This window comes from Dactylosporangium thailandense (assembly GCF_059739745.1).
The window spans coordinates 6354902-6373103 of sequence record NZ_AP029195.1 but is presented as its reverse complement, the minus strand read 5'-3'; the positions used below and the strand labels follow the sequence as shown (position 1 = coordinate 6373103).

Genomic DNA, 18202 nt, shown 5'->3' with positions numbered 1-18202 from the left:
GGGTTCAAGGGGCCAGGCGCTCGCTGAGCCAGGCCAGCGCGAGCGGGTAGCGGTACTCGATACCGCCGTGGCCGGCGTCGAACAGCTCGAAGTACACCTGCGGCTGTTTGACGCCGGCCGCGAGCACCTTGTCCAGGAACGCGGACGCGCCGAGGTCGAGGTAGTACTCGTCGCGCCGGCCGGCGTCGATCCAGATGCCGCGCATCGAGCGCAGCGCCTCGGCGTACTCGGGCTTCCCGGCCATCACCACGGGGTCGCGGTCGAGCCACCGCTGCCACACGTCCGGGATCACGGCGCCGTTGGCGTCGAACGGCAGGCGGACCGTGCCGTCCTCGTCGGCCGAGTACGCCGCGGCGTACGCGTAGAGCTCCAGCAGCTCGATGTCGCCGTCGCGCGGGATGCTGCGCTCGCGGAACTCCCGCAGGAACGCGTCGTAGGAGCCGCCGTGCTGGTCACGCAGCTGCCGCGCCAGCCGCGGGAAGGCGAGCTGGTTGCTCACCTCGAACAGCGCGTCGCCGGCGTGGGTCGCGAGGGCGCCGAACACGTCGGGGCGCAGCATCGCGGTCACCATCGCGCCGTAGCCGCCGCTGGACTTGCCGCTGATGCCGCGGTGGTCGCGGCTCGCGAGGGTCCGGAAGCGACCGTCCACAAAGGGCACGACCTCCTCGCAGAGGTACGTGTGGTAGCGCCCGGTCGCCGGCGAGTCGAGGAACTGGCTGCCCCCGAGCGCCGTCCAGGCGTCGAAGAACACCACGATCGCCGGCGGCGCCTCACCGCGGGCGAACATCGCGTCCATCAGCTCCGGGTACGGCTGGCGGAATGCGGGACGGTTCCACCACATGCCGAGATGCCCGGTGTACCCCTGGCCCACGTAGACCGCGGGGTAGCGCCGCGACTGGTCCTCGTCGTAGCCGGGCGGCAGGTACACGAGCAGGGGCCGCTCGTGCGGGTCCCCGAGCGGGTTGCCGCGCAGGGCGGCGCTGTCGACGACGAGCTCCTCGAAGCGCCCGGCCAGCTCGGATTTCCAGGGCAGCATGCGTACCTCCAGTGCCTTCGCAGATCCCGGCGGCGCCCGGGGGCGGCGCGACCCGCGCGGTGCCGGGCGCCTTCACCCTACGTCGGCCGGTCTGTGGCGTGGCGGCTCCCCGACCCCGTCCGGGGTGGCGTGGGACTCCCCGGTCTCGTGCTCGGTGTGGCGTGGGGCTGCCCGGTCTCGTGCTCGATCGGTGTGGCGTGGCGGCTCTCTGGCCTCGTCCGGGGCAGACCATGCCCGGCGCTTGCCGCGGCGGCCGGTCCGTCAGGCCGCGCCGAATGCCGCCCAGTCGACGAGCCGGCCGTCGAAGGTGCCACCGTCCCGCAGGATGCTCGCCACGCCGTCGCGCAGCGGCACGCTCATCTCGCGTAGCTGGTTCGCGACCAGCGGCTCGAACATCGCCGGCCGCAGGTGCCACCACCAGGCCACCAGGTGCTCCGGCCCGTAACGCGACGGGTCGGCGAGCAGATCCCGCCACTCGGCCCGCAGCGTCGGATACTCCTGCGGCAGCCGCTCCAGCACCCCGAACCAGTTTCCCCAGCTCACGACCATGAACAGCCGCAGCCGATCGCGGGCCCAGCGCAGCGCGGCGTCGTTCCCGGCCGCACCCGCGTCGCGCAGGACGCCGCCGAGGTACTCCTCGACGACCGCGGCCGCACCGCTCACGTCGATCGTCCCGCGGTGGCGGATGGCGTCACGCAGCACGGCGAGTTCGAGATCGGGCACGGCGCCATTGTGCGCACGCGCGCACCCGGCATTGCACCGCCGTTCGGCCACCGCATTCCGGGATCACCGTCGATCCCCGGCTCCAGCGCTCGCGTCCCTTCCCCGGCCCATCTTTCCCGGCCGGTCTTGTGTTCATTCCTGCCCGGGCTGTCTTCCCCCGTCTTTCGGTCCGTCTTCCGCCCGTCTCCCGCCCGTCTCCCGCCCGTCTTCCGGTCCGTCTTCCGTCCGTCTCCGGCCCGTCTTCCGCCCCGTCTTCCGCCCTGTCTTCCGCCTTCCTGGCGGCGCGTCGCAATGCCCGGCTTTACCGCGAAATGTCGAAGCGCTTCGAGGTGAATATTTCAGTCTTTGTGCTCGATGAACTCGCAGGTCAGAGCCCTTGTCCCGGGGCACTCCGCCGCGCCGCATTTGAGCGGTTCAGCGGCGGTGCGTGACGATCTCGACCCCCGGGCGAGCCAGCCGCCCGGCTCGACCCGTACCCGGAGGAACATCGACATGAGCCTGCTCAAACGTCTGCCGCGCGGCCGCACCCTCGGGGTGGCCGGCGCCGTCGGGGCCCTCGTGGCCGGCGGCCTGATCCTGGCGCCGATGGTCAACGCGTCCGCCGCGTCGGGCTGCCGCGTCACCTACACCACCAACCAGTGGCCCGGTGGCTTCACCGCGAACATCGCGATCACCAACCTCGGCGACCCGATCAGCGCGTGGACCCTCGGCTGGACGTTCGGCGACGCCGGGCAGAAGGTCGGCCAGGGCTGGTCGGCGACGTACACGCAGAGTGGTACCGCCGTCACCGCCAAGAGCCTGGACTACAACGGCAACCTCGGCACCGGCGGCTCGACGAGCATTGGCTTCAACGGGACGTGGACGAGCGCCAACCCGAACCCGGCCTCGTTTACGCTCAACGGTGTCGCCTGCACCGGATCGGTCGGCACGCCGTCGCCGACGACCGCCTCGCCGAGCCCGTCCAAGAGCGTGAGCCCCAGCCCGAGCCGCAGCGCCAGCCCGAGCCCGAGCACCAGTTCCACGCCGCCTCCGCCGCAGGGGACCACGCCGCTGGCCATCAACGGGCAGTTGCACGTGTGCGGCGTGAATCTGTGCAACCAGTACAACAAGGCCATCCAGCTGCGCGGCATGAGCACGCACGGCATCCAGTGGTTCGCGTCGTGCCTCAACAACGCCTCGCTGGACGCGCTCGCCAACGACTGGAAGGCCGACCTGCTGCGCATCGCCATGTACGTGCAGGAGCAGGGCTACGAGACGAACCCGTCGGGCTTCACCGCGCAGGTGAACAACTACGTGGACATGGCCGAGGCGCGCGGCATGTACGCGATCATCGACTTCCACACGCTGACCCCCGGTGACCCGAACTACAACCTCGACCGGGCCAAGACCTTCTTCGCCTCCGTCGCCCAGCGCAACGCGAACAAGAAGAACGTCATCTACGAGATCGCCAACGAGCCCAACGGCGTGAGCTGGCAGGGCATCAAGAGCTACGCCGAGACGGTCATCCCGATCATCCGCGCGGCCGACCCGGACGCGGTCGTGATCGTCGGCACCCGCGGCTGGTCCTCGCTGGGCGTCTCCGACGGCTCGAACGAGTCCGAGATCGTGAACAACCCGGTGAACGCGACGAACATCATGTACACGTTCCACTTCTACGCGGCCTCGCACAAGGACGACTACCGCGCGGTCGTGGCCCGGGCCGCCCGCTCGCTGCCGCTGTTCGTGACCGAGTTCGGCAGCGTCACCTACACCGGCGGCGGCACGGTCGACCTCGCGAGCACCGGCACCTGGCTGGACCTGCTCGACCAGAACAAGATCAGCTACGCGAACTGGACGTACTCGGACGCGAACGAGAGCAGCGCGGCGTTCAAGTCCGGCACGTGCGCGGCGGGCTCGTACACGAACGCGAACTCGCTGAGCGAGTCCGGCACGTACCTGCGCAACCGCATCCGGACCGCGGACAACTTCCCGACGAGCTGAACCGAGCGAACCACGCACGACCCCGGCCGAGTCGCGCACTGACCGGGGTGAGCGAATGGACAGCCGTGCCGGGCGGAGTGAGCAATGCCGCCCAGCCCGGCTGACGGACAAGTTCTTGCACTCGCGGATGAGCGAATGGCGGCCGACCCGAACCGGCTGCGTGGACGCTCAGGCGGGCTCCAGCGCCGGTGCCGCCGGCCGGCGCTGGGGTCGCTCGCGGCGCGAGATGCGCAGCCAGACGGCAAAGCCCCACAGCACGAATCCCGCGTAGACGGCGTAGAGCACGGCCGACGGGTAGTAGCGGAAGTGCAGCAGCTCCGGGACGCCGACCAGGTCGACCGCGATCCAGCACAGCCAGAAGTCGACGAATCCGCGCGCCATCGCGTACGTGGCGGCGATCGAGCCGACGAAGATCCAGGAGTCGGCGAGGTAGTACCACCATGGCACGGGGAATCCCGCGCCGACGGCCCGGAACACGTAGAAGCACGCGACTACGGCGACCGCCGACCCGGCCAGGAGCGCGAGCCGTTCGCCGCCCGAGGCCCATCGCGGATGCACGGCGGGGCCACCGCCGGATGAGCGATTGTGTTTCCAGCGCCACCAGCCGTACACGCTGGTGAGCACGAAGAACACCTGGCGCGACGCCTGGCCGTACAGGGGTGTGGTCGCCTCCTCGGAGCCGGCGGCCTGCCCGACGAAGACGGTGAACAGCAGCACGTTGCCCACGATCCCCACGGGCCAGGCCCACACGCTGCGGCGCAGCCCGAAGAGCGCCGACGCGAGCCCGAACGCGTTGCCCACGATCTCGCGGTAGCTGATCGACTGCCCGGCGGTGACCTGCCAGTGGGCGTCGTAGAAGCGGTCGATCAAGTCGGCGAACCAGTGCACGAGCCGCACGGTACAACTGCTGCGTTTCGGTCGTCGACCCCCGTGGCCGATCGCCCTCGCCGCCGTGGCCCTCATCACCTGACGCTTCGCTTTCCTGGCATCGGTACCGTCGGCCATCGCCGAGATCCTCACCCGCCGCTGGGGCGCGTCGTGGCGCGAGCAGGTGCGCACCCCCCGGCGGCGATCGGCATCAGCTCGATGCGCAGGCGAGTGGCGTACCCGAGGCGTCAACTGGGCTGGCAACCGCGACGCCGGGGATCTGCGGCATACACAGCCCCGACGTGCAGTTCTTGAGCCACGCGTACCGGTAACTTTTGCCCTATTTGTGCGTTTAGTGCAGTGTGTGGTCTCCGCGCCTCGCCGCCGCGCTCGTCCTGCCCGCTCTCGCCACGCCGCTCGCCACGCCGGTTTTCGCCGCCGCGCTCGTTCTGCCCGTTCTCGCCACGCCGCTCGCCACGCCGGTTTTCGCCGCCGGACGGCCCGATACGATCACCCGTTTCGCCGGTACCGCCGGCCTCGCGCAACTGGCCGCAGACGCTCAAGGCGGCCTGGTCGCAGCCGATCCGAGCGGCGATCGAGTGGTGCGCATCGCACCCGACGGCGCCGTGGCGGTCGTGGCCGGCGGCCCGGAGGCAGGACTCGACGAGCCCGAGGGCGTCGCGGTCGGGGGCGACGGCACGGTGTACGTCAGCGACGCCCGTCACCGTGTCGCGATGATCACGCCGGATGGTCGAACGCGCACCGTCGCCGGCAACGGGGTGGCCGGCGCTCCGGTGCCCGGCCCGGCGCTCGCGTCCCCGCTGAGCGCCCCGGCCGGTCTGGCCATGGACCGCGAGGGCAACCTGTTCATCGCCGACGACGGCGCCGTGTTGCGCGTTTCCCCATCCGGCACGCTGTCCGTCGCCGCCGAGACGACAGATTCGCGCACTGTCGCTGTCGACTCGCTCGGCAACCTGTACGTCTCCGGTCCCGGCTGCAGCATCGAGCGCATCGCGGCGGACGGTGTGCGCTCCGCGTATGCGGGGTCGGGCTGCGGCCACCCGACGCCCGGTCCCGCACGCGAGTCGCGACTGGACGCGATCGAGCACTTGAGCGTGGACGATCGTGACAATTTGGTGCTCGCCACGGACAACGGGGTCGCGATCGTCGCGCCGGACGGCACGCTCAGCCTGCGCGGCGAGGGTGTGCGCGGTGAGGGTGTGCGCGGTGAGGGTGTGCGCGGTGAGGGTGTGCGCGGTGAGGGTGTGCGCGGTGAGGGTGTGCGCGGTGAGGGTGTGCGCGGTGAGGGTGTGCGCGGTGAGGGTGTGCGCGGTGAGGGTGTGCGCGGTGAGGGTGTGCGCGGTGAGGGTGTGCGCGGTGAGGGTGTGCGCGGTGAGGGTGTGCGCGGTGAGGGTGTGCGCGGTGAGGGCGTGCGCGGTGACGGCGTGGGCGGTGAAGGTGTGCGCGGGGAGGGCGTGCGCGGAAGGTCGGCGGTCGCGAGCCTGACGGGCGCGGTCTTCGTCGGTGGCCCCGAGGGCGTCGCCCGGATCGGTCCCGCCACACCGAGCGCCCCGCGCGATCTGCGTATCACGCCGCGCGATCGCTCACTCGAACTGTCGTTTCGCGCACCGTTGGACCCGGGCGCCGATCCGGTCACCGGCTATCAGGTCAGCCTCGACGGCGCCCAGACCTGGCAACCGCTGGCGACGGAGCCCGACGGGGACCGGCTGACGGCCGCCGTTTCGCGGCTGGACAACGGCGTGCAGTATGCGGTGCTCGTATCTGCTCGAAACGCCGGTGGCGTGTCGCCGGGCAGCGTCATTCTGCCCGCCGTGCCCGGCGCGGCGTTCCTGGCGGTGACCGGGCCGGATGTGGCGGTGCTCGGGTGGGCCGGGCTGTTCGCGGTGCTGGTCGGGGCGGGGCTGGTGGCGGCCGGAGCAGTAGAGCCGTCGTGCCGGCCGCGCCGTGTGCGGCGTTCGTGGCGGTGGCGGGTGCTGCCGTGGTCGGGCTTGGCCGGGTCGGGCTGACTGGGTGCGGCGTTCGTGGCGGTGGCGCGCGCTGTGGTCAAGCTTGGCTGGGACGGGCCGATAGGGCGCGGCGTTCGTGGCGGTGGCGGGTGCTGCCGTGGTCGGGCTTGGCCGGGTCGGGCTGACTGGGTGCGGCGTTCGTGGCGGTGGCGCGCGCTGTGGTCAAGCTTGGCTGGGACGGGCCGATAGGGCGCGGCGTTCGTGGCGGTGGCGGGTACTGCCGTGGTCAAGCTGGCTGGGACGGGCCGATAGGGCGCCGTTTCCGGTGAGGGGACGGATATCGCCGAGGCCGCGCGTGCCGGGACGGTCGCGGGCTGCTCGACGTGGAGCGGCCGGCGGTTGACGAGCGGCCGATGGAACGGGATGGAACGCGGGTGAAGCGGAGTCCGGTCAGCCCCCTGACCCGGCACGGCGGCCCGCGTGCATGTCTACCGCCTCGATGCCCGGGCGGGACCGGACCCGCCGGTGGCCCGCCCGGTTCGGTCGGTCCCGGGCCACCGGCCGGGCTGGCCGCCTTCCGCCGATGTCGGGCACGCCCGGCAGTGAAAAGGCGGATGCCGTTGTGGCCTTCGGAAATCACTGTCGAAATGGCCGTCCTGGCCTGCGCCGGCAGCCGCGGCCGGCCCCGGTTCAAGCTCGGGCGTCCGCTCCTGGTCCGGCCAGCCGGGCGCCCTTCGCGCCGGTTGCGAGCCCCGGGGTTTGCTGTCGATTTGCCGGTTTTGGCAGCATTGATGGGGGCTGGGGCCGACAATCGACGGGTGGAGCAACTGGACAACGGCGGTGGTGCGACCGCGCACGTCGGGCGGCAGCCGATTTACGACCGGGACGGGGCCGTCGTTGCGTACGAGCTGCTGTTCCGCGCCGGCACCGACGCGTTGAGCGCTGCGCGCACGGACGATCACGCGACAGCGCGCGTTCTTGTCGCCGCGTTCACCGAGTTCGGCCTCGAGGAGCTCACCGGCGGCAAGGTGTGCTTCCTCAACGTCACCAAGGCGTTCCTGACCGGGATGCTGCCGCTGCCGTTCGACTACAGCCAGGCCGTGCTCGAGGTGCTCGCCAGCGTCGAGGTCGACGATCAGCTCGTGGCCGGGCTGACGGTGTTGTCCGAACGTGGCTTTACGCTCGCGATCGATCACTTCGTGTGCGGCGGGCCCCGCGAGGTGCTGCTGCCGCTGGTCAGCTACGTGAAGATCGACATGCTCGCGGCCGACGAAGCCGGGGTGCGCGCGTGTGTGGAGCTTTGCCGGCGGTACCCCCACCTGCAGCTCGTCGCGGTGCGCCTCGAAAGTGCGGAGTCGCTGCGGCTCGCCTTCGAGCTCGGGTTCGATCTGTTCCAGGGGCACATTCTCGGGCGGCCGCACGTCGACACGACCTCGGCGCTCGCCCCGGGCAGGCTCGCTCGGCTGCGGCTGCTCGCCACGCTCACGGCGGACGACGTGGACCTCGACGAGGTCGTCGCGCTCGTCGGTCAGGATGCCGGTTTGAGCATGCGCGTGCTGCGCGCGACGAACGCGGCCACGTTCGGACTGAACCGGACGGTCACATCCGTGCGCGAGGCGATCGTCGCGATGGGGCTGAACCGGCTGCGGCAGTGGGTCACGCTCATGCTCGTCTCCGACCTCACCACCGCCGACCACGAACAGCTCGCGCGCATCCTGGTCCGGGCGCGGCTGTGCCAGCTGCTCGTGGACTCCTCCGAGTTCCCGGGCGCCGAGGGGCAGGGCGACGCGGCGTACCTCGGCGGTTTGCTCTCCGCCGTCGCCGACCATTTCGCCGTCCCCGTCGGCGAGATCGTGGACGGGCTGCCGCTGGGGCCGGAGCTGAGCGGGGCGCTGCGGGCGGGAGACGGCCCGCTCGGTGCGATCCTGTACGCGGCGCGCGCCTACACCGACCCGGACCCGGACAACGACCACGGCGAACCGGGCGCGATCGTCGCCGCGTATCTGTCGGCCCTGCGCTGGACCAACGGCGTCCTCGGGGAGCTGAGCCAGGAGATCCCGGACCGCGCCGAGGAGCGGCTGCACGCCCTTGCCGGCTGAGCGTTCGTGCAGTTGAGCGTTCGTGCAGTTGAGCGTTCGTGCAGCCGGTTCTGTTCGTGGCGCCGGTCGTGTGGCTGGTGCAGAACGTGTACTACGGCGGCAACGACGGCCTGATGCACGTGGGTCGCTCAGCACGGTGAACTGACTGCCCGTCCACCCCGCACGTTCACGGCGGGGGCTGGTTGAACTCCTGAACCGGGCCTCGCATGACGCATCCGGAACCCCATCGGATCCGTAGTCGCCGTCACGTGTGCGATGCCGGCATGCGGGGAAGTGGTGACGAGGCCCCGGATGAGGCCGGCGGTCCAGCGGTGCCGCTCGCACCGCGGGCCGAACCGTGTCGGTGGCGTCGGCGATGAGCTGTTGCCCGGGTCTGTGCGTGCTCGTGACGTCGCCGAGCTGTCGGCGGCGGCATGCTGCGGGTTCGCCCTCGCTCAAGTCGCCCCCCGCGGTGTGTAGCCGGTCCGCCGCGGGGAAGGAACCACCGTCCGCGGTCCCAGTACCACCCAGTCAGTACGTGGTCCGGGAGCAGGCCGCAGAGGAGGTACCCGAGCGATGAGCGACCACGACGTGATCGTCCTGGGCGGGGGCTCGCCGGGTGAGCACTGCGCCGGCGAGCTGGCCGACGGCGGCCTGCGCGTGGCCTTGGTCGAGCGGGATCTGGTCGGGGGCGAGTGCTCGTACTGGGCGTGCATCCCGTCCAAGACGCTGCTGCGGCCCGGCGAGGCGGTGCACGGCGCTCGCGAGGCGGCGGCCACGGCGCGCGTCGACGTGCGGGAGGCGCTGGCCTACCGCGACTTCATGGTCTCGGGCTACTCCGACGCCGGGCAGCAGCAGTTTCTGGCGGGCAAGGGCATCGACCTGATCCGCGGCACCGGCCGGCTCGCCGGGCCGGGTGTGGTCGAGGTCGACGGCGTGCCCCACACCGCCCGGCACGTCGTGGTGGCCACCGGCTCGGACCCGGTCATCCCGCCCGTCCCGGGCCTGCACGAGCTGGACGGCATCTGGACCAGCCGCGAGGTGACCGGCATGCAGGCCGTCCCGCGCCGCCTGCTCATCCTCGGCGGCGGGCCGGTCGGCACCGAGATGGCCCAGGCCATGCGCCGCCTGGGCGGCGAGGTGGCCCTGGTCGATGGCGCCGGGCATGTGCTGGCCCGCCAGCCCGAGCCGCTGGGTCAGGCGGTCGGCGAGGTCCTGCGGGCCGACGGCGCAGAGCTGTACCTCGGCATGCGCGCGACCGCCGCGCGGCGCGACGGCGCGGAGTACGTCCTGACCCTCGATGACGGTCGCGAGCTGCGCGGCGACCACCTGCTCCTGGCCACGGGCCGGCGTCCGCGGATGCCCGCCGGCCTGGACTCGGTCGGCGTCACCGCCGGCCCCCACGGCATCGGCGTCGACGCGCACCTGCGCGCCGACGATCGGCTGTGGGCCATCGGGGACGTCACCGGCATCCGGCTGCTCACCCATGTCGGCAAGTACCAGGGCGAGATCGTCGCCGCGAACATCCTGGGCGAGCCCCGCGAGGCCCACTACGAGGCCATACCGGACGTCGTCTACACCGACCCGCAAGCGGCCGCGGCAGGCGCCACCGAGGCCGCCTTCAGCGCCACCGTCCCGGTGTCCGAGGTGGCCAAGACGGCCACCTACACCCACGCCTACGCCACCTCCAACGGCTTCCTGACCCTGCTGTCCGACGGCGACCGGCTGACCGGCGCCTACGCGCTCGGACCCGAGGCCGGAGAGTGGCTGCAACAGGCCACCCTGGCCATCCGCGCCCGGGTGCCGCTGCCGGTGCTGCGGGACGTCATCCAGCCGTTCCCCACCTTCTCCGAGATCTATGTCGCCGCGCTGAAGGAGCTCCGCGGCCAGATCGCGGCCGCCCGTGGGCCGGGCGAATGACGTACGAGTCCCGACAAGTGGAGGTGCCAGATGGCCGAGCTCACACCGCCCGCCGGGGGAATGGTGCTGGCCCATTTCATCGTCTCGGATGATGTCGAGCGCTCGCGGCGCTTCTACACCGAGGTACTCGGCGGCAGGGTGGTCTTCTCCGGAGAGCCGACCTATGTCGCGCTGGCCAACAGCTGGATCGTCATCAACGGCGGGGGAGGCCCGACCGACGACAAGCCCGCGGTCACCCTGGAGACGCCACGCGAACCCGACCGGGTCAGCGGCTTCCTCAATATCCGGGTCGCGGACATCCAGGCCGTGTACGCCGAATGGAGCGCCCGGGGTGCTCAGTTCCTGACGCCGCCGAAGCAGCACCAGTACGAGATGCGTTGCTACATTCGCGATCCCGACGGTCATCTGATCGAGGTGGGCCAGACCACCGATCCGGAGGGGGACTGGTCGCCGTGGTTGCCGTCTCCCTCGGTGCCGTGACGACGGCGATGGTCGCTGCGGCCTGGGTGAGCCGGGCGAGAGGCCTCGTGCTGTGGCGGCTCAGACCCTGCTGGGCGGGCTCAGGGGTTGGTGGCCCGTCTGCTATCGAAGGCGTTGTACGACAGCCTTGGCCCTGGCCAGGTCTTGTTGGTAAGCGGGATGTGTCACGGCCAGCCGCTGGTAGACGGCGACAGCCTCCTCGGCGGCGGTCAACGCGTCCGTCCGCCGCCCCGTCGTTCCCGCCAAGCCGATCGCGAGGCTGCTCAGCGCCATCGCGAGCATGCTGTCGTGTCCGCCTGCCGGATCGGTCTCGGCCAATCGCCGCAGGATGGTGACGGCCTCCCCCGACGCCTTCAGACCTTCCGGCAGCGCGATGCGAAGACGGCCCAACGTGTACAGCGAGTACGCGAGACCCTTCCCGCTTCCTGAATTGGCCGCCTCCAAGCGCCGGAAGATGCCGATCGCTTCGCGCACAGCCGCCAGAGCGTCCTCCAGGCGCTTCGAATCGGCCAGCGCATCGGCGAGATTGTGCAGAGCCGTCGCGAGCGCGCGTTCGTTGATCACCGGGTTGAACGCGGCCAGCCGTCGGCGAATCGAGACCGCCTCTTCGGCCGCGGCCACCGCCCGATCACGGTCGTCGCCGGTCCCGGGCAATCTGGCACAAAGATTGTCCAACGACCGGGCGAGGTCCTCTTCATGAGCGGCCGGGTCGATTGCGGCCAGCCGCCGGCGAATCGCGAGCGCTTCCTCGGTCGCCGTGATGGCGTCGCTCAACCGGCCGTCGCTGAGCATGAATGCGTAGTCGTCGAGCGCTCGGGCGAGCGCGGCGTCGTTGCCGTCCGGGTCTGTTCCGTGCGCCGAACGGAGGAGGGCGACCGCCTCCTCGATGGCGACCAGCGCTTCGTCGCGCCGCCTCGACTCGTGATGGCGCTCCATGAGCCCGTGCAGCGCCTTGGCGAGTTGGGGGGTGTAGCTGGTCGGATCGGCAATGACCATCCGGCGGAAGATCGTGACCGCCTCCTCGGAGGCAGCCAGCGCTTCGGCTTGCCGTCCTGCCGAGGACAGCTGTGTGTCGAAGCCGAGCAGCGCCGCACCGAGGCCGGGCTCGTAGACTGCCGCATCGGTCTCGGTGAGCCGTCGCATGATGACGACTGCCTCTTCGGCGGCGGCCAACGCTTCGGTATGCCGCCCGAGCCCGGGCAGCCAGCGGCTGAGCCTGGTCAGATGGCGGGCACGGCCTTCGGCGGTGTCGGGCAGGGCCAGGCGCGCCGAAATGACCGCGACCGCGGTACGGATCAGGTTTTGCGAGAGCCGGTTCGGGATCAGTTCGTCAAGAGCGGCGAGCTCGTCAGCGGACAGGCCGGTCGCGTTCACGGCGGCGGCCACGGCCTCGTCAATCGGGCCGATACCGTTGCGGGCGGCCTGGATCGCGACCGGCAGGAGTCGACGCTCCTCCCGGAGCAGGCCCCGCAGCGCCTGCGCTGCCGCCGGTTCATAGCGTGCGGCGTTCGCCAGCGTGGAAACAAGACGCGCCGGGCGGGCGCCGGGCACGATCCCGGCCGCGGGTTGCCGCTCCGTGGGTTCCACGGCCGCGGAAGCGATGGCGGCCAGCTGGGACGGGTTGGCGACGAGGTACCCGACCACGTACCGCTCAACGAGCCGTCCGGGTAGGTGCGGGCTCAGCCAGCCTCCGGCTTTCGCCGGATACAGGCCGCGGATCCACAACGCCAAGTCTCGCAGGAGCTCGGCCCTCGCACCCGTCAGGCCGGGAAGCCGGCGCAGGACCTGGACCGCGTCGTCGAGATCATCCGCGCCGAGCAGGACGCCGGCCACGATGGCTGAGCGCAACAGCGGTAGACCGATCGCAGGCAGCCCGGCCGATACCGCGCGGTCCTGCCACCAGCGCTCCTCGATGTCGAACAACCGCCGCACAGCGTCGTCAAGGACGACCCGGCCGGAGAGGCCGTCCCGCACCGTGACGGCTGCCGCCGCGTGCACGAGCAGCATTGACACGGGCGCATCCGAGGAGACCAGGTTCGCCGCCGGAGCCGGGACGTCCCAGGAGCGGGCGAAATGCCGAATCGCCTGCGCGAACCGCTGCCGCTGACTCGATGCGTCCGGCGTGAGCGTGGTGAGCCGGACCTGCGGGCTCGCGGGCATTGCCACGTCGACGTCCTGCTCCAGGCCGGCTCGGACTCGCGACCACCATCCGGCGGTGTCGCGAGCGGCGGCGACGACGCGTACGTCATCGCTGTCGCGAACGACCTTGACCAGCATGTCGGCGAGATCCGGATAGGTATCGGCGTCGTCGACGATCAACAGCACGGGCCGGCCCGAGCCGGCGGCGGCAGCGACCGCTGCCGCGCCCTTCCCGCGACGGACCCAACCGGACAACCATGGCTTCTCGAGCCGCGCAACGGCCTCGACCAGCAGCCGTGTCTTGCCGGAGCCCGCGTCGCCGGTCATCAGCCACAGTCGCTGCGGCGACGGCTCGTCGCACCAGCGCAGCAGCCTCCGCACTTCAGCATCCCGGAGCGGGCTGAAGCCCACGATCTCGCGGTCCGGGTTGAGCGCTGCCAGGAGACTGTCACTGTCCTCGGCCGAGCCGAGCGCCGGGCCTGGATCGACCAACGTGTCCCATTCGCGGCTCAGCGCCCGGCGAGCGGTCCGCTGTTGCCATAACAGACCGCCGGCCAGGCCGGCGCCACCGGACACTGCGCCGAGACCGACCGCGACCGGCCACGGCACGAAGTTGGCGCCGGCCGCGGTCGCGGCCGCGGCGACCGTCAGGCCCGGTGCGGTGGCCGCGGACAGACGTCGCAGGCGTTCCCGAGGCCCCGTCGGCATTCGAGACTCCCCCACAGCCATCAATATGGAACGACCATCACCGTGTCACAGAACCGCCGGCGCGTGCAGGAGCGGATCGGCCATTGTTGCGGCACCGTGGGGACGAGGCCAGGCTCGAACGGTCAGCCGGATTGGCAAGGCGGCGCGACGTCGTGCGCGAAGTGGCAGCTCGCCTGTTCCGCGCCGAGTACAGCGGCGCCACCCTCCGCGAGCACCTCGGCCTGGCCCGGCCGGCGCCGCTGCCGGGACGGGTTCCCGGCCAGCAGGGCTAACGCCGCAGGGCGCGCCGGGCCAGAGCGTTGCCGAGGAACTGGCCCGCCTGCACGATCACGATGATGGTGGCGACGGTGATGTAGACGACCGGCCAGTTGTAGCGCTGCGAGCCGTACGTGACCGCGAAGTCGCCCAGGCCGCCGCCGCCGAACAGGCCCGCCTGCGCGGACATGTCGACCACGCCCACGAAGATGAAGGTGTACCCCAGGATGACCGGCCCGAGCGCCTCCGGTACCACCACGGTGAGCAGGATGCTGATCGGGCGGGCGCCGGCGGCCCGGGCGGCCTCGATAACCCCGGGCTCGACGGCGAGGAGGTTCTGCTCGATGATGCGGCTCACCGCGAACGCCGCCGCGAGCGACAGCGCGAACGTGACCGCGTCGGTGCCGATCGTCGTGCCGATCGTCACCAGCATGAGCGGCTGGATGGCGGTGAGGAAGATGACGAACGGGATCGGGCGCACCACGTTGACGAGGATGTTGATGATGACGAAAATCAGCCGGTTCGACAACAGGCTGCCCGGTCGCGTGGCGTACAGCGCCAGACCCAGGATCAATCCGAGCAGGCCGCCGGCCACGACCGAGATGACGACGATGTAGAACGTCTGCCAGATCGCCTCGCGGAACACCGGCAGGTTGGTGACGAACTCGTCCACGTCAGTCCTCCTCGACGACATCGACGCCGTCGGCGCGCAGCGCGGCCAGGGCGGCGTCGATGCCCTCGGCCGGGCCGGTCAGCTCGAACGTGAGGCTGCCGACCGCCCGCTGCTGCAGCTCGCTGATCCCGCCGTACACGATGCCGGCCGCCACCCGGTGCTCCAGGAACGTCTCGGCCAGGGCGGTCTGGAAGCCGGTGCGGTCCCGCACGGCCACGCTCACCAGGCGCCCCGGGTGCGTGCTGCGCAGCCGCTCCAGGGTCTCGGGCGACGGCCGGTCGCGCAGGGCGCCCCGCACGAAGTCGGCGGCGGCGGTACTGCGCGGCTGGGCGAACACGTCGTACACCGTGCCCGCCTCGGCGATCCGGCCGCCGTCCATGACCGCGACCCGGTCGGCGACGGCCCGGATCACGTCCAGCTCGTGGGTGATGAGCACGATCGTCACGCCCAGCTCACGGTTGACCCGGCCCAGCAGCGCGAGCACCTCAGCCGTGGTGCGCGGGTCGAGCGCGCTGGTGGCCTCGTCGGCCAGCAGCAGCGAGGGCTCGGTGGCCAGAGCCCGGGCGATGCCGACGCGCTGCTTCTGCCCGCCCGAGAGCTGCTCCGGGTGGTCGTGCGCACGGTCCAGCAGGCCTACGAAGTCGAGCAGCCGCGCCACCCGCCGGTCCCGTTCGGCCCGCGGCACGCCGGCGACCTTGAGCGGGTACGCCACGTTCCCCGCCACCGTCCGGGAGCGAAACAGGTTGAACTGCTGGAAGATCATGCCGATGTCGCGGCGGACCCCGCGTCTGTCCCCTTCGGACAGTGTGGAGATCTCGTGGTCGCCGACGAACACCCGGCCGCTCGTCGGCGACTCCAGGCCGTTGATGAGCCGGATCAGCGTGCTCTTGCCCGCCCCGGACTCGCCGATGACGCCGAACACCTCGCCCTGGCCGACCTCCAGGCTGACGTCGTCGAGGGCGACCACCCGGGAACCGTCGCGGCCCCGGGTGAACGCCTTCGTGACATGCTCGATGCGTACGTGCGGCACGTTACTTCTTGCCCGCGGCGACGGCCTGGTCCTGCACCGTCTTCAACAGCGACTGCAGCTCGCCCGGGGCGACCTTGCGGAACACCGCGGTGCCGCCGTTGGACTCCTGCACGCCCTGCTCGACGCTCGCCTCGTGGTAGAGCTCGGCGAGCTTGAGATACGTCGGGTCGTCCTTGTCGGCGGCGCGGGCCACGAAGATGTTGACGTAGGGTGCGGCGCTCGCGCTGGCCGGGTCGTCCTGGAACACGGCCGCCGTCTTCGGCAGCCCGGCACTGGTGGCGTAGTTGTTGTTGACGATCGCCGCGGCGACCGAACCGCTCTTGAGCGCCCCGGCGGTCTGCGAGGCGTCGAGCGTCACGACGTCGACCTTCTTGGTGTCGATGTCGGCCGTGCTGGAGAAGGCGGTACCGCCGTTCTTCAGCGTCACCAGCCCGGCCGCCTGCAGCACCAGCAGCCCCCGGGCCTGGTTGATGGCGTCGTTGGGGATGGCCACCTTGGCATTGGCCGGGATCGCCGAGGGCGACGTGTAGTTCAGCGAGTACAACGGCAGCGGGTAGACGGCCGTCGCGCCGATCGGCTGCAGGTCGTCGTGGGCGGTGACGTTGTAGTTGGCGAGGTACTGGATGTGCTGGAACTCGTTGAGCTCGAGCTGCTTCTCCTTCAGCGCCGGGTTCGGCTGGCTGTAGTCGTTGAAGTTCACGAACTGCACGGTCACGTTCAACCGCTGCTTGGCCAGGTCCGCGTAGGTCTTCCAGTACGGCTGGGATGCGTCGGTGACGCCGATGCGCACGGTCTTCGCGCCGTCGTCGTCCGATCCGCCGCGGGTGACGGCGAACACGACGATGGCGGCCACGACGACGACGGCGGCGATGCCCGCGATCCAGGGCCAGCGGCTGCGCTGCCGCGCCGGCAACTGAGGTTCTGACATGCCGCCAGGTTAGACCACTATTCCGATAGGAAAAATGTGTCATACATCTATCCGGAGGTCTAGGGTGGGGGCATGACCGCGAGTGCCGTGGACGAGGTTGCCGCGCTGACCAGCGACCTGATCCGGATCAACACGACGAACACCGGCGACCCGGCGACGCTCGCCGGTGAGCGGGTCGCCGCCGAGTACGTCGCGGAGAAGCTGGCCGAGGTGGGCTTCGAGCCGCAGTACGTCGAATCGGGGCCCGGCCGCGGCAACGTGGTCGTCCGGCTGGCCGGGGCCGACCCGGGCCGCGGCGCGCTGCTCGTGCACGGCCATCTCGACGTCGTGCCGGCCGACCCGGCCGAGTGGTCCGTGCACCCGTTCTCCGGCGAGATCCGCGACGGCTACGTGTGGGGCCGCGGCGCGATCGACATGAAGCACATGGTCGCGATGAGCCTCGCGGTGGCCCGGCAGTTCAAGCGCGACGGCACGGTACCGCCGCGGGATCTGGTCTTCGCGTTCCTCGCCGACGAGGAGGCCGGCGGCTTCAACGGTGCCCGCTGGCTGGTTCAGCACCGCCCGGAGCTGTTCGCGGGCGTCACCGAGGCGATCAGCGAGGTCGGCGGATTCTCGCTGACCCTCGGCGACGACGTGCGCGCCTACCTCGTCGAGACGGCGCAGAAGGGCATCATGTGGCTGCGGCTCAAGGCCGCCGGCACCGCCGGGCACGGGTCCATGGTGCACACCGACAATGCCGTGGCCAAGCTCGCGGCCGCGGTGGCCCGGCTCGACGCCCATCGGTTCCCGATCGTGCTGACCGGGGCCACCCGCGAGTTTCTGGAGGGCGTCGCCGAGCTGACCGGGGTGCCGTTCGATCCCGACGACCCGGAGGCGGCCGTGGCCCGGCTCGGCTCCGTCGCCCGGCTCATCGGCGCCACCCTGCGCGACACCGCCAACGTCACCATGTTCAACGCCGGGTACAAGACGAATGTCGTGCCGTCGCTGGCCGAGGCCACCGTCGACGGGCGGATGCTGCCCGGCCGCGAGGACGTCTTCGCCAAGACTTTGGCCGAGGTGCTCGGGCCGGATGTCGAGCTCGACTGGGACCAGCTCCCGCCGGTGGAGACGACGTTCGACGGACACCTGGTGGACGCGATGGCGGCGGCGATCTCGGCCGAGGACCCGGGTGCCCGGCTGCTGCCGTACATGCTGTCCGCCGGTACCGATGCCAAGTCCTTCCAGTTGCTGGGCATCCGCAACTTCGGCTTCGCACCGCTGCGCCTGCCGCCGGGTCTGGACTTCGCCTCGCTGTTCCACGGCGTCGACGAGCGGGTGCCGGTCGACGGCCTCGAGTTCGGCGTCCGGGTGCTGACCCGGTTCCTGCTCGCCAGCTGAGTCAGCCGGCCTCGCGCGCGGCGACAGCGACACGCTGGCCT

General features: G+C 71.1%; 13 protein-coding genes. 6 read left to right on the top strand and 7 right to left on the bottom strand.

The window, feature by feature from the left end; translation table 11 throughout:
• Positions 1–4: 4 nt before the first annotated feature.
• Together AC6JBM_RS28025 and AC6JBM_RS28020 are read right to left on the bottom strand one after the other, a co-directional pair.
• Positions 5–1036 (bottom strand): alpha/beta hydrolase, encoded by a 1032-nt coding sequence (locus AC6JBM_RS28025; RefSeq protein ID WP_497977043.1) that lies wholly within the window; start codon positions 1034–1036, stop codon positions 5–7.
• 261 nt (positions 1037–1297) lie between these two features.
• Positions 1298–1759, bottom strand: coding sequence for a hypothetical protein (locus tag AC6JBM_RS28020; RefSeq protein ID WP_497977042.1), 462 nt, complete (start codon positions 1757–1759; stop codon positions 1298–1300).
• Between the two features lie 492 nt (positions 1760–2251).
• Here AC6JBM_RS28020 and AC6JBM_RS28015 point away from each other — a divergent pair, with 492 nt between their 5' ends.
• Positions 2252–3739: a cellulase family glycosylhydrolase gene (locus tag AC6JBM_RS28015; protein ID WP_497977041.1), complete on the top strand. Its 1488-nt coding sequence runs from the start codon at positions 2252–2254 to the stop codon at positions 3737–3739.
• A 168-nt stretch (positions 3740–3907) separates the two neighbouring features.
• Here AC6JBM_RS28015 and AC6JBM_RS28010 read toward each other — a convergent pair whose 3' ends face one another.
• Positions 3908–4627, bottom strand: a complete 720-nt coding sequence (locus AC6JBM_RS28010) for a nicotinamide mononucleotide transporter family protein (RefSeq protein ID WP_497977040.1) — start codon at positions 4625–4627, stop codon at positions 3908–3910.
• 341 nt (positions 4628–4968) lie between these two features.
• Between AC6JBM_RS28010 and AC6JBM_RS28005 the strand changes: the two genes are divergently transcribed.
• From AC6JBM_RS28005 to AC6JBM_RS27990, 4 genes are all read left to right on the top strand, one after another.
• Positions 4969–6633 carry a fibronectin type III domain-containing protein gene (locus tag AC6JBM_RS28005; protein ID WP_497977039.1) on the top strand — a complete coding sequence of 555 codons (1665 nt, stop codon included), beginning with the start codon at positions 4969–4971 and terminating at the stop codon, positions 6631–6633.
• Positions 6634–7391: 758 nt separating this feature from the next.
• The gene (locus AC6JBM_RS28000) at positions 7392–8672 is read left to right on the top strand and encodes an EAL and HDOD domain-containing protein (protein ID WP_497977038.1); all 1281 of its coding nucleotides are present in this window, start codon (positions 7392–7394) and stop codon (positions 8670–8672) included.
• Positions 8673–9227: 555 nt separating this feature from the next.
• Positions 9228–10571 (top strand): dihydrolipoyl dehydrogenase family protein, encoded by a 1344-nt coding sequence (locus tag AC6JBM_RS27995; RefSeq protein WP_497977037.1) that lies wholly within the window; start codon positions 9228–9230, stop codon positions 10569–10571.
• 30 nt (positions 10572–10601) lie between these two features.
• Positions 10602–11051, top strand: coding sequence for a VOC family protein (locus AC6JBM_RS27990; protein ID WP_497977036.1), 450 nt, complete (start codon positions 10602–10604; stop codon positions 11049–11051).
• 102 nt (positions 11052–11153) lie between these two features.
• Here the strand turns inward: AC6JBM_RS27990 and AC6JBM_RS27985 are convergent, their stop codons facing one another.
• From AC6JBM_RS27985 to AC6JBM_RS27970, 4 genes are all read right to left on the bottom strand, one after another.
• The gene (locus AC6JBM_RS27985) at positions 11154–13898 is read right to left on the bottom strand and encodes a tetratricopeptide repeat protein (RefSeq protein ID WP_497977035.1); all 2745 of its coding nucleotides are present in this window, start codon (positions 13896–13898) and stop codon (positions 11154–11156) included.
• A 268-nt stretch (positions 13899–14166) separates the two neighbouring features.
• Positions 14167–14826 (bottom strand): methionine ABC transporter permease, encoded by a 660-nt coding sequence (locus AC6JBM_RS27980; protein ID WP_497977034.1) that lies wholly within the window; start codon positions 14824–14826, stop codon positions 14167–14169.
• Between the two features lies 1 nt (position 14827).
• Positions 14828–15856 carry a methionine ABC transporter ATP-binding protein gene (locus AC6JBM_RS27975; RefSeq protein WP_497977033.1) on the bottom strand — a complete coding sequence of 343 codons (1029 nt, stop codon included), beginning with the start codon at positions 15854–15856 and terminating at the stop codon, positions 14828–14830.
• Between the two features lies 1 nt (position 15857).
• Entirely contained in the window at positions 15858–16784 is a 927-nt protein-coding gene (locus AC6JBM_RS27970) for a MetQ/NlpA family ABC transporter substrate-binding protein (RefSeq protein WP_350615622.1), read from the bottom strand.
• Positions 16785–16856: 72 nt separating this feature from the next.
• Here AC6JBM_RS27970 and AC6JBM_RS27965 point away from each other — a divergent pair, with 72 nt between their 5' ends.
• Positions 16857–18161 carry a M20/M25/M40 family metallo-hydrolase gene (locus AC6JBM_RS27965; protein WP_497977032.1) on the top strand — a complete coding sequence of 435 codons (1305 nt, stop codon included), beginning with the start codon at positions 16857–16859 and terminating at the stop codon, positions 18159–18161.
• Positions 18162–18202: the final 41 nt, after the last annotated feature.

Excerpts from the sequence above, each read along its gene's own strand:
- AC6JBM_RS28025 (WP_497977043.1), bottom strand. The coding sequence starts at position 1,036 with ATGCTGCCCTGGAAATCCGAGCTGGCCGGGCGCTTCGAGGAGCTCGTC.
- AC6JBM_RS28015 (WP_497977041.1), top strand. The coding sequence starts at position 2,252 with ATGAGCCTGCTCAAACGTCTGCCGCGCGGCCGCACCCTCGGGGTGGCC.
- AC6JBM_RS27995 (WP_497977037.1), top strand. The coding sequence starts at position 9,228 with ATGAGCGACCACGACGTGATCGTCCTGGGCGGGGGCTCGCCGGGTGAG.
- AC6JBM_RS27990 (WP_497977036.1), top strand. The coding sequence starts at position 10,602 with ATGGCCGAGCTCACACCGCCCGCCGGGGGAATGGTGCTGGCCCATTTC.
- AC6JBM_RS27985 (WP_497977035.1), bottom strand. The coding sequence starts at position 13,898 with ATGCCGACGGGGCCTCGGGAACGCCTGCGACGTCTGTCCGCGGCCACC.
- AC6JBM_RS27970 (WP_350615622.1), bottom strand. The coding sequence starts at position 16,784 with ATGTCAGAACCTCAGTTGCCGGCGCGGCAGCGCAGCCGCTGGCCCTGG.
- AC6JBM_RS27965 (WP_497977032.1), top strand. The coding sequence starts at position 16,857 with ATGACCGCGAGTGCCGTGGACGAGGTTGCCGCGCTGACCAGCGACCTG.